The sequence below is a fragment of the Limnochordia bacterium genome, assembly GCA_023230925.1.
GTDB lineage: Bacteria > Bacillota > Limnochordia > DUMW01 > DUMW01 > JALNWK01.
In genome coordinates, this window is record JALNWK010000003.1 from 1 (window position 1) to 11,331 (window position 11,331).

Consider the following 11,331-nt stretch of genomic DNA (forward strand, 5'->3'; position numbering starts at 1 on the left):
ACTTCGTCTGGTGGATTGTCGAACCTGTTCAACAGACTCAATGAAGGTACCACTTTCTAGCACGTAAGGAACCGAGCCGACTTGGAGATGGAGCCTCTACCCGCTAATCGTTGACTCACTCCCTTGGCTAACATGAATTATGAGTTGGGAATCAACGCCCAGTCTTACGTACAGATCACCGGTTTGGGCTCAAGAATGGTGATGGACCTAGCCGATCAGCAGCATCGGTTCCGATCCGGTATCTAATACATGTGAAGTCGTCGGATTTTGCAGCAGCCAATTCCATCTTGCTCTTCCCCTGACGGCTACAGTAGAAGTACAGGTAGAGGGTTTTCTTTCCCAGCAAAGATTGGTCCGCTTTGATTGCCCCCAAATTACAGAAACCATAGAAGCGGTCTATACGGGAAGATTTGCTAAACAGGGTCCCCCTGGAGACCAAGGTCAGGATTTGCCCAGCCTGCAGGTGTTGATTGGCTGTGAAGCCGATGTACTAGATGAAGGTGTTCTTACCCTTGACTATGGTCTTGGCGCCTAATCAGTATCACTTTTGAGAACGCACCTTAGCGCGGTTTGTCCCCTAGCGGATATTATCGCCCACCCCTTCTCCTATGGGTGCCCGAGGATGGCTGAGCTTACTGAGCACATTGGCTCCGATGTTCTGCTTCCCCTTATTGAAAGGGCTAAGGCCAATGAAGTTGCTGTGGAGATTAGTCCCACCACGGTGGACAATGGGCATCGGGACTTCATGTATCGCTTCTATGTGATGTGTTTGGAAAACGGAGTACAGCTCTGTCCAGGTAGTGATGCCCATTGTCTTGATGATGTTGGTAGGATGAAGTCCGTTATGTTATTCTTGGATCAGTTAGGTGCCAGACCCGAGGATCTATTGGAACTAAGCGATCTTAAGGAAAGATCATGAAGCTACCTCCAAAGTAATGGAGGTGTGAGCTGCTCGGTAAAGGAGGCTTGAGAAATGACAAGTCGAGAGGTAGTGGTTCGTAGTATCAGGTTTGAAAACCCAGGTAGACTGCCCCGGAACTTCCCATCCCCCTTCGGGTCAGATTTCTACTGGACGAACATGTCACCAAACCCTGATGCTCGTCCCAAAAGTGGCATTGATGAATGGGGGTGTGTCTGGGAGAATCTGGGTTTCTCCAATTTAGGTGAGGTGAAGGTCTTTCCGATCACGGACTGGTCGGAGTTGGAGAAGCTTCGGGTACCGGATTTTAAGGAGCGAGACCGCTTTGCCCACTTGAAGGGGATTCGGCAGGATGCGGGGGATCGGTTCATTATTGCCACGGGAGTATCGATTTATGAAAGAGCCCATTTCCTACGCGGCTTGGAGAATCTCTGGGCGGATATTCACCTGAATCCCAGAAAACTTGGCCAGCTGCTGGATATCCTGGTTGATCTGAATCTAGCCGCTATATCAGAATATGCCAAGCTTGGAGTTGATGGTTACACTATGTGTGACGATTGGGGGCTACAGGATCGCCTAATGATCTCCCCAGAGCACTGGCGGGCTTTTTGGAGACCACGCTACCAGAAGATTTTTGATGCAGTAAAGCGGGCGGGTATGCTCTCTTTCCTGCACAGTTGCGGGTATATCCTGGACATACTTGATGATCTTGTGGAAATAGGACTGGATGTGATTCAGATTGATCAGCAAGAGAATATGGGATTAGAGGTCCTTGGAGAACGTTTTCAAGGTAGGATTACGTTTTTCGCCCCGGTGGACATCCAGCGGGTCATGTATCAAGAAGTTGATCAAATCCGCAGTTACTGCCGTAAAATGGTCCAGTATCTGGCAAGTAAACAGGGTGGATTCATCCCATGTTGGTACGCAGATCCTCATGGCGTTGGCCACTCCCAAGAGGCCATCGAGGTCATGTGCAATGAATTCCTGAAGTTAAGCGAGGAACTATATACTGACGCTTGGGATGGGAAGGAAAAATAAGTCTGCATGGTGAAGAGCGAGTTTTGTAAAACAGCCGATGGGTACGTGGAAGAACGGTTTCCTGCCATGGGTACCAAAATCACGCAGAGAATCGTTGGTAGTCAAGGTCTGCTTCAGGCTGGCCGAAGCAAGATCATAGAATTGGAGAGACTTTTGAGCTTCTATGACCCGGACAGTGATCTTACCCAGCTTAATCAAAGCGCTGGTGGGGACTGGCTTACTTTGCATCCAATTACCTGTGAGGTTCTGCGGGAAGCCAGGGACTACTGTCTGTGGACTGAGGGAGCCTTCGATGCTACCATTGCTCCCTTGGTTGCTGCCTGGGGCATTGGCACTAGCCATCCGCTGATTCCGGACCCGAAGGAGATTGAGACTCTTTTGCCATTGGTCGATGGAGCTAGTATCGAACTTAGTGAGACCGAGGGACGCTTGCCCTATGTAGGTCAAAGGATTGACTTAGGAGGTATCGCTAAGGGTTTTGCTGCGGACTATTTGTCAAGATTCTACCAAAGCAGCGGTACTGGTAGTGGCCTGGTAAACCTAGGCGGAAATGTGCTGGTGTGGGGAGCAAAAAGCGACGGTAGTCCCTGGCGGATCGGAATCCAACAGCCCGGTCGCCGGCGTGGTGTGCATATGGGGTATGTGGAATTGGCAGGGGGGTGTATGGCCTCTTCCGGTGCTTACGAGCGCAACTTTCGCTGTCGGGGGAGGACTTACGGCCATGTGCTTGATCCAAGGACGGGATATCCCGTTGTACATGATCTCCTTGGTGTAACCGTAGTGGCTAAGGATGGGGTTTGCGCCGATGCCCTATCTACTGCAATATTTGTTCTCGGACTGAAGCAAGGGATGCAATTGGTAAACAAACTGGAATCAGATGCAGTCATAATAACCAGACAGGGGACCGTGTTCGTCTCCATGGGGCTAAAAGATAAATTTGTATCGTGTAGCAAAGAACAAGTATTTTACGTTGGTCCATGAGGGGTGAAGGATTTGAAGATCGTGTTAGGTATCGTGGGTGGTTTGGTTGTCTTGGTGGTGGCGGGATTGTTATACCTATCCCGGGGTTTGAACCAGGGTGCAAGCATTACTATTGATGAGATTGATATCAGTTCTCTACCCGACGGTATATATGAAGGGACCTATCGAGCGGGGCGCTGGACGAACACCGTTGAGGTGGATGTTGCAGATGGTAGAATGACAGCCATACGCGTCGTGAAAGATGTGCAATTCGCCCTCGCTGAAGTCCGTAAACAGACCATTGATCGAGTACTAGAAAAGCAGTCACCGGCTGTGGATGCAGTCTCTGGCGCAACGGTTACCTCTAAGGCGTACTTGAAGGCGGTGGAAAAAGCCCTAGCAACAAAGGACTAAGCTTTCCATGTTTTTACGATCATCTGTTTTGGGCCTAGCATCTGCCAACAATGGGTACAAACAGGCCATCAGCGGATCGAGGGGCGAATTGAACAGGATGCTTCTTTTGCCGGTCATGGACTCGCCATACGGTTTCGGTTGGAGGCACCGGTGTCCATTCATCTAAAGTCACCAGGTTGCATTTTCCGCGTTGGTTCGGGTGTGCGGGGTGAATGGTTTACTACGTTAGATACAAATCTAGGGTAACCCTCGTTGCGGGTACGGGTGGAGGTTTCTCTTCCTCAATGAAGAGACCTGTTTAATTCCGACAGGGTATCACCGATTTACGCACCCTAAGCTGGAGTAATCTAGACACAGGAGATGTTTTTGACGTTAGAAGAACCAGGTTCAGTAAACCCTCAATAGCTGTGAGAGGAAGCCCAAAGACTCTCTTCTTTGAGAACGTGTCCGCTGTGCAAAACAATGCACCTACCCATGGCGGGCCCAGGTAAAGATCGTTGCCAAGAAGCTACATCTTTGGCCGTGGCGATTCGTGTGGCTGATTATTTCCTTCGCCTTTGCTGGTTGCTCTCATATAGGAAAATCGATGCAGCGCAGGCAATATTCAAAGAAGATGCCGATCCGTATATGGGGATGCGCACTAGATCGTCACACAAGGTGCGGAGATTCCAACTTAAGCCACTGGTTTCGTTCCCTAAAACAAACGCGGTAGGCCGGGTAAAGTCAACTTCAAGAATGTCCGTTGTTGCCTTTGCACTAGAACCGATAACTTGAAAGTTGGGGTAACGTTTCTTAATCTGGGCAAACCAAGGGATCAAGTCTTTGTACGAGGCAGCCCGAACCGAAGGCAAGGTGAATATTGAACCAATACTGGCTCTGATGGTTTGGGGATCGTAAAGGTCGGCGCTATGCCCCGTAATGACCATACCATTTGCACTGAAACTGTCACAGGAGCGGATGATGGTGCCGAGGTTTCCAGGGCTAGTGGGCCGATCTAAGATGATGCCGAGAAAATTCTCTGTGATGGGGATGCGACTGAGATCATCTACTGGTATGGATACAAGGGCGAGGAGTTCCGAGGTGTTCTCCTTGTCACTTAGTTGTTCCATCAGAGCGGGATGGAGTTGGTAGTGGACCTTGGCAGGGGACTCCTGCAAAATACTGATCGCCCAGTCGGAGAGATCCGCTTCTGGTCCGTAGATAAAGGCATCGATTGCCCAATGGTAAGCAATAGCTCGGTTAATAGCCTGGACACCTTCCACTAGGAAAGTCCCATGTTGGTGTCGTTTCCTTCGATTTCTGGAGATGACCTCGATATGTTGAAAATCGTTATTCGCTGTATTTATGCGCACAATCCGGGGGTTCATATCACTCAACCACCTCTATGATGTTCTCAATCTTACATACCTGTTCATGATTCCTAGGTCATTTGTTAAGGAACCCCAATCTAAGTTTCGTCACAGGTCATACAGATCCCTGTGCAGATCTAAGCCTACCCAGACCGCAGGGTAGGATATTCCCTTGTTTTGTCGAATATATCACAGAGCTAGCAGCGTAAAGCACCAATCTATAAGGGGTGACGATATGGATGTTCTTATCACATATAATACGCCTGTCAATAGAGCGGACCAACACTACCTGGCCCATGCCGGGGTAATGCAGGAGGTCCGGGATGTAGGCCGCGCCTGTGTGGAACTAGGCTATCGATTCAAGGTGTTGGGAATTGGTAGAAACCTGTCCGAGGAGCTAAAACGCCTAGCTGATACCAGTGTTGATGTGGTGTTTAATCTATGTGAGAGTATTAGGGAAAGTAGTAAAGCCCAGGCTTTGTTTACGGGCTACCTTGAGCTTCTGGGCATGAAGTTCACCGGTTCCGATAGTATCGGTATCTTCAATGCGGTAAACAAGGCGGTATCCTATGCCCTCCTGGCTGACGGGGGATTGCCAGTACCCACAACTTGGCCCTTAACCGCCTGGGAAGAGGTGGACATATTCCCTGTACTAGTTAAGCCTGTAGCTGAAGATGGTAGCATTGGGATCTGGCAAGATAGTATAGCCAACAGCCCCGTGGAACTACGAGGCATATTCGAGGGGAAAGCGGATCCTGCCTTTTGGTTGATTCAGCAATACCTGGACGGACGGGAGTTTTACGTTAGTATTCTAGAGGACGAACCCCTACGGACCCTAGCCCTAGCCGAGGCTGCCTTTGCCGAGATGCCGCCGGGGTATCGACCGATTCTATCCTACGATGCAAAGTGGACCGAAGGATCGGTTGAACAGAAAGCCTACCGACGCGTTTGCCCAGCACAGATCGGTCAGGATGAGGCCACCCGGTTTGAGGATTTAGCTACAAGAGCCTTCAAGATCATTGGTCTAAGGCATTACGGCAGGGTAGACATACGCCTTGATCAAGCTGGCCAACCCTACCTGATTGATGTCAATGCCAATCCGGATATTACCAAGGGGCAAGGGTTTCCCTTTGCGGCAGAGGTTGCGGGAATTACCTATCCCGAGCTTATAGACTGTTTACTCAAACTAGCCCTACAAGATAAAAAGACTGGTCCCTGGTCATAGCTAGCCTATTCCGCCCGGTAACTGGGCACCGGATGCAGCCAACTTTTTACTTTCCCATACTTGACGAAGTTGTCAAACATATCCAGTTCTTCTAGTAGCAGATCCTGGAACAGATGCCGAATACGGTCATTGACTAAACTGTGGGTAGCCGCTTCTGCATGCATGATCATGGCACCCTGGAGCCCTGCCAGGATATTGCGGTAGATTTTATCATCATCAACGATCTCGGCACTTACAGGGGTGGAGAGTACTTCGGATGGTCGTGTGGGTAGGGTAATGCCAAACTTCTTGCACTCAGTCTCCAGTACCTCCACCTGTTTGGCCAGAGTGGCAAGTCCCCGTTCGAGCAGAATACGGAAGTCCCCATCGTGCACTAGCTCGCGGAAGGCCTTAGTCTGCCAGATGTTATCATAGCGGAAGGTCAAGTGGTCCCACAGGTGGCCCACCCCGGACACATCAATGATCTCTTTTAGGTGTGATGGACTGCTCGGATACAGGGGTGGTGTGGCTACCCAACCCTTTAGTTTTACGTAATCAATCATGGTTTCCACTAGTTCAAACTCCGTTTTGACCATTCTTAGTATCGTACCCCTAATCTGCTCGTTTACTAAGGAAGTCCGAATGGCCCTTAACATGGTAAGGATGCGGCTCTGTAGTTGGGTTAGGACGTTTATAGCCATATATTCATCCCTCAACGCTTCCGGGTTACCGGCCCAATCGACGGGGAATCTGTATTGGTCAGGACCCCGCACCGCGAACTGCTTCATTAGGCTCTCCAAGATCTCCTTGTTCTTATCGATGGTTTTGATCAGCCTACCCAAGATGACCTGCAAATCTAGATCATGGGCAAACTGTTGGTAGACCCCCAATTGTTCAAGGGCATCGTATTTGGCTTTTAGCAGATCCCAAAGATTAAAAGCCTCCTGCACACTAAGCTGCTTCTGTCTTTCCTCTGTTTTTTTTGATTTGATGGTCATAATCATCGGTATTTGCACCCCTGAATTAGTATTGGAGTGGGGTTGGGGATTATGCAATTATCCCATGGTAAATATCGGAACAGAGGTCAGGTAAGGGGCTTTAGCAATGGGTCGAGGGGATTGTGGATGGGGATATTCTTCCGGTGGTTGGCATAGCAATAGGTGCAGCCAAAACCGCAGGTATCATACATACCGATATCTATCGATTGATCGCACTGACACAGGGGTCTTTGGTTGGGATCTTTTTTGGTGTTAAGTCGTAGGCCAAATAGTTGGTTTATTAGCCCATAGCTAATGCAACAGCCCGGGGGTATACCCAGGGTATCCGCTGGTTCAGCGCAGGAGACAAGGGAAATACCTTTGCTAAATCCAATCCGGTTCAGGGCCGCCACTAGGTCTTGTCGGGTCGAAAGACTAGGCTCTTGAGTAATCGTGATCCCTTGCTCCTGCTCGATCCTTCTTAGTTTAGGCTTAATCTTGGTGTAGACATCTAGGAAACTAATGGTGCACCGGCAGGTATATCCTGCTAGAGACTCTGCGATCTGTTCAAATTGCTCCAGATGGTAAGTCTGGGGTGTTGCGCTGCTTAAGATGATCGGGTCATAGCGCCAGAGGACCTTATCACTACCAATTGCGGCACTTAGCTTGTGGAAAGTAGCGATTCTCTGGTCAAGGGGTGGTACCAAGGGCTCGAAAAACTCAGGATAGCTGTTCAATGTGTACTGGAAATAATAGCGATACCCTAAGTCATCTAACTCCACCAAGTGGGGAAGAAGGGGGGCGGGATGCTTGGTCCAGAAGACGAAGGCGTCCACCGTGTCCGGGGATACTTCGATGGGCCGTTGGTGCTGGTTATACGGGTTAACTTGGATAAAGTAACCTTCGTTTAGCCGGTTCATGAACCAATCAGCATAGAACCCGGGAATATCCGTTCTCCTGCTCGCACTAATAATCATGCCCAACCCCCTCTTTTTAAAGGAATGAGAAAGGTGCTCTTATTCCTAGGGTTTTAGAATCTCCACAACCATGGAGTATCGGCCTAAGGGTGGCATGAAGTACACTCCTTGTACAAGTCCCTTAGCCTCAGCAGTGAATTCCCTGGAAATACTAATCCCTACTTGGGCCTGATCCCCTTGTTTTGCACGATACATCCGTTCCTGAATCCCTTCGGGAATGACAATCCCCGGTACTTCATTGTGCAAAAACTCCATATTCCGGACACTAAAGAGAGGAAGCACCCCGACCAGGACAGGAATTTGCAAATGCTGGATGCTCTTTAGAAAGCGTTGCAGTAATTTCAGGTCATAGATCGGCTGGGTCTGCACAAAATGGGCTCCCGCCTGTATTTTTCCCTCAAGCCTTTCAATTTCCCGATCCAGATTAACCGCAGCGGGATTTGCCGCCACACCGATGCAGAAATTGGTCTTTCGATCTAATGGATTCCCGGCAAGGTCAGTACCTTGGTTTAGGGCAGAAATGATTCTCACAAGACCCAGGGAGTCAACATCAAAGACACCGCTGGCATCGGGATGGTCACCAATGGATGGTGGATCACCGGTTAAGGCCAATATGTTCCGCAGACCCAAAGCATGGGCTCCGAGTAGCTCCGACTGAATTCCTAGTAGGTTCCGGTCCCTGCAGGTGAAGTGAAGAATAGACTCCGTGTCTAGCTCCTCTAGGAGGTGGTGTCCAATGGCGATAGGGCTTAGCCGGACCCTAGCCATGGGGCTATCTGAGATGTTGATCGCATCAACACCGCAATCCAGGAGTAGCTTGACTCCTTCATAGACCTTACTTAAGTTGGTTCCCTTAGGCGGATCGATCTCTACAGTAGTAACAAATTCGCTCCCAAGCTTACGGGCAAAGGCCGATTCATCTTGGTGGCTGGGGACAGACTCGGGTGTTGTTTCAGTCACCTGGACAATGCCTGTGCTAACGGAAATGTGTGGCTTTATGTGTAAAGCCTGCTCCATGGCACGAATATGCTCAGGTGTTGTTCCACAGCAGCCTCCGATCAAACGGGCTCCACAGGCAACAAATTCCGGTACTTTACTGGCAAAGTATGCCGGTGATGAGTAGTAATAGGTTCTCCCATCAACAAGTTGGGGCAAACCGGCATTGGGCTGGATAGATAAAGGCAAGTCAGTCAAGGACTGAAGCATATGTAGTACGTTGATTAGTGCTTGTACGCCAGCGCCACAGTTTACGCCCAAAACGTCTACGCCTGTGTTTGCCAGTTCATCCAGCATTCCTTGGGGAGTGGTGCCCATGACGGTCTTTCCGTCTTCCAGAAAGGACATTTGACAGATAATGGGTAGTTTGGGGTCCAAATCCCTTGCAGCCCTTACCGCTTGAACAGCTTCCTTTGGTTGGGACATGGTCTCAATGATCAAAAGATCGATACCGGCCTCAATTAGGGCTTGGATTTGGTTAGCATAGACTTGATAGGCTTCCTCTAAGGATAATGGACCCAAAGGACTAAGCAGCTTGCCGGTTGGCCCGAGGGATCCGGCTACATATACCCGATTATAAGCTGCTTTACGGGCAATCTCAACGGCCTTGTGGTTGATCTCGTGGACCCTATCGGCAAGACCGAAACGGGCTAGTTTAATCTCGTTGGCTCCGAAAGTGTGGGCCTGGATTACTTGGGCCCCTTGTTCAATGTACTGATTGTGTATGTCTTGCACCAAGAGAGGCTTGCTTAGCACCAACTCTTCCAGACAACTGCCCACTGGTACACCGGCTTCAATTAACATGGTGCCCATGGCACCATCGGCTAGCAAAACCTGTTCTTGGATACCTCTACGGAAATCTAAGGACATAAAACCCCCCCTATGCTTATGGGATACTGAATTACTCAGAGTTTAAAGCAACTCGCGGAGTTTGTCAAACGAAAGCTGTTACTTGCCGTACCTAACACCGGGCTGTCAACTACCTGCACCAACCAGTGCCCACACCGTCTAGTCGTCTTGTCCCGATCACCATCGCGATGCTGATAGATGGGTCTCTCCATGGCTTGCCGAAAGCTCCCTCGGACAACGAGACGCTCCACCTTGCTTGATTCCAACACAGAGGGGACGACCCTGGGGAAGCTGATGGGGTACTCAAGCAGAGTCGGAGCGGACTTGCCCCGCCCGAAGACGAGGCCTAGACGTATGCAAGCCCAGGATGACGATCGCTTTTTGCTGAGGCCTTTGGCTCGATATGCTCCATACTGTATGGAGCATATCGACCTAAAAGGTACCTCAGGAAGATATGGCCTTTCCTCTGCGCTTTCTGCCACTCGTCTTGCCCACGATGATCCAGCCATCTTCATCCTTGCTAACTAACCAGACCAACGCATAGGAGAGGGCCAACACCAGCAGAGAGGCTAGCGATGCCCCTGCCCAATTGGAGAAGAAAAAACCCTCTGCAAATTTCTTCAGGATGTTCCGGATAGCGACATGGACGAGGTAGATTCCGAAGGAGAGATCCCCGATAGAACGAAGGAGCCGTGACTTGTGTATTGTTGCCACTTTCCAAAGGAGTAAGGCGGTGGCCACAGAGTAAAGGAAGACTACCGGGCGCATGAAGTTTTCCCCTGGGTTCATAAGGTTCCTGGTAACTAGTACTGAATAATGGTAGTCCCAAAACAACAGTCCTAGACTGATCCCATAGAACGCTCCTAGGTGCCACCATGGTAGGCGCTGTACCCATTGACGAAAGCCGTCTAGGTTGGTGCCGACCAAACACCCTAGAGCGAAATACCCGATCCACGCTAGAAACCGTTGTTGGATGTTGTTAAAGATCACCCTGGAGAAACTGCTTTCGGGAAGAATCCTCAAGAAGATCAGCTCATAATACCCGAGGTAACAGAGGTTAAAAAGCACGGCTAGTACGGCGAAAGCTCGCTTGCGCGTATCATCGGCAAGATACAGCCAAATCGGGCTGAGTAGGTGGAACTGAAAGATCAGTGGGATGAAATACAGCTGGAAGTAGTATCCTCCGCCGGTCAGGACTGTGTTCCGTACCCACTGCGGGTAGATATGTCCCCACTTATGTAGGTTGAGAATACTGAGTAGTGTCCAGAACATGTACGGCACAAAAAGGTCTATCCAGCGACGCTTGACATATCTGTAATATGGAAAACCCTTCAGTCGGTAGCGGTAAGTAAGCAATAAACCGGAAATGAAAATGAAGATAGGTACGCAGAAGCGAGACCACTGATTCCAGAACATGGCGTAATTCCTGTTGGCATGCGAGCCCCGTCCTGTCCAGACAATCTCGGAAACGACGTGGATTAACAGCACCCCGATGATACTGACTCCCCGCAAGTAATCCAGCTCAGGTATGTACTGGGTTCGCGTATTGTCCATAGCGGCACTCCTTTTCGATGCTATAGTGAGTCATCTGAAAAACGGCGGCGTTGTGTGAGAGTGGTTACGCTAACTAGCTGTATCCAAAATGGTT

General features: G+C 49.8%; 10 protein-coding genes. 5 read left to right on the forward strand and 5 right to left on the reverse strand.

Annotation, left to right across the window (positions count from 1 at the left end; translation table 11 throughout):
* Positions 1-622 precede the first annotated feature (622 nt).
* Genes M0Q40_00895 through M0Q40_00910 form a run of 4 tightly spaced genes read left to right on the forward strand, consistent with a single transcriptional unit; the run spans position 623 to position 3,331 of the window.
* A complete protein-coding gene (locus tag M0Q40_00895; protein MCK9221177.1) occupies positions 623-919 on the forward strand; it encodes a hypothetical protein in 297 nt (98 codons plus the stop codon).
* Between the two features lie 54 nt (positions 920-973).
* A complete protein-coding gene (locus tag M0Q40_00900) occupies positions 974-1,957 on the forward strand; it encodes a hypothetical protein (GenBank protein MCK9221178.1) in 984 nt (327 codons plus the stop codon).
* A 6-nt stretch (positions 1,958-1,963) separates the two neighbouring features.
* Complete coding sequence (locus M0Q40_00905; protein MCK9221179.1) at positions 1,964-2,938, forward strand: FAD:protein FMN transferase; 975 nt, start codon at positions 1,964-1,966, stop codon at positions 2,936-2,938.
* A gap of 21 nt (positions 2,939-2,959) precedes the next feature.
* Positions 2,960-3,331 carry an FMN-binding protein gene (locus M0Q40_00910; protein ID MCK9221180.1) on the forward strand — a complete coding sequence of 124 codons (372 nt, stop codon included), beginning with the start codon at positions 2,960-2,962 and terminating at the stop codon, positions 3,329-3,331.
* A gap of 542 nt (positions 3,332-3,873) precedes the next feature.
* Here M0Q40_00910 and M0Q40_00915 read toward each other — a convergent pair.
* On the reverse strand, positions 3,874-4,698 hold the full coding sequence (locus M0Q40_00915) for an rRNA methyltransferase (protein MCK9221181.1): 825 nt from the start codon (positions 4,696-4,698) through the stop codon (positions 3,874-3,876).
* A 217-nt stretch (positions 4,699-4,915) separates the two neighbouring features.
* On the opposite strand from M0Q40_00915, the gene M0Q40_00920 reads away from it, so the two are divergent.
* On the forward strand, positions 4,916-5,905 hold the full coding sequence (locus M0Q40_00920; GenBank protein MCK9221182.1) for an ATP-grasp domain-containing protein: 990 nt from the start codon (positions 4,916-4,918) through the stop codon (positions 5,903-5,905).
* Between the two features lie 5 nt (positions 5,906-5,910).
* Here the strand turns inward: M0Q40_00920 and M0Q40_00925 are convergent, their stop codons facing one another.
* The 4 genes from M0Q40_00925 to M0Q40_00940 all read right to left on the reverse strand — a co-directional run bounded on the left by M0Q40_00925 (position 5,911) and on the right by M0Q40_00940 (position 11,237).
* Entirely contained in the window at positions 5,911-6,888 is a 978-nt protein-coding gene (locus tag M0Q40_00925; protein MCK9221183.1) for a DUF3231 family protein, read from the reverse strand.
* A gap of 80 nt (positions 6,889-6,968) precedes the next feature.
* On the reverse strand, positions 6,969-7,838 hold the full coding sequence (locus M0Q40_00930; protein ID MCK9221184.1) for a DUF1848 domain-containing protein: 870 nt from the start codon (positions 7,836-7,838) through the stop codon (positions 6,969-6,971).
* Positions 7,839-7,883: 45 nt separating this feature from the next.
* Positions 7,884-9,704 (reverse strand): bifunctional homocysteine S-methyltransferase/methylenetetrahydrofolate reductase, encoded by a 1,821-nt coding sequence (locus tag M0Q40_00935; GenBank protein ID MCK9221185.1) that lies wholly within the window; start codon positions 9,702-9,704, stop codon positions 7,884-7,886.
* Between the two features lie 423 nt (positions 9,705-10,127).
* Positions 10,128-11,237, reverse strand: a complete 1,110-nt coding sequence (locus M0Q40_00940) for an acyltransferase (protein ID MCK9221186.1) — start codon at positions 11,235-11,237, stop codon at positions 10,128-10,130.
* Between the last annotated feature and the right edge of the window lie 94 nt (positions 11,238-11,331).

Bases quoted from the DNA above. Each gene is read 5' to 3' on its own strand.
- M0Q40_00895 (MCK9221177.1), top strand. From the start codon at position 623: ATGGCTGAGCTTACTGAGCACATTGGCTCCGATGTTCTGCTTCCCCTT.
- M0Q40_00900 (MCK9221178.1), top strand. From the start codon at position 974: ATGACAAGTCGAGAGGTAGTGGTTCGTAGTATCAGGTTTGAAAACCCA.
- M0Q40_00905 (MCK9221179.1), top strand. From the start codon at position 1,964: ATGGTGAAGAGCGAGTTTTGTAAAACAGCCGATGGGTACGTGGAAGAA.
- M0Q40_00915 (MCK9221181.1), bottom strand. From the start codon at position 4,698: ATGAACCCCCGGATTGTGCGCATAAATACAGCGAATAACGATTTTCAA.
- M0Q40_00920 (MCK9221182.1), top strand. From the start codon at position 4,916: ATGGATGTTCTTATCACATATAATACGCCTGTCAATAGAGCGGACCAA.
- M0Q40_00925 (MCK9221183.1), bottom strand. From the start codon at position 6,888: ATGATTATGACCATCAAATCAAAAAAAACAGAGGAAAGACAGAAGCAG.
- M0Q40_00930 (MCK9221184.1), bottom strand. From the start codon at position 7,838: ATGATTATTAGTGCGAGCAGGAGAACGGATATTCCCGGGTTCTATGCT.
- M0Q40_00935 (MCK9221185.1), bottom strand. From the start codon at position 9,704: ATGTCCTTAGATTTCCGTAGAGGTATCCAAGAACAGGTTTTGCTAGCC.
- M0Q40_00940 (MCK9221186.1), bottom strand. From the start codon at position 11,237: ATGGACAATACGCGAACCCAGTACATACCTGAGCTGGATTACTTGCGG.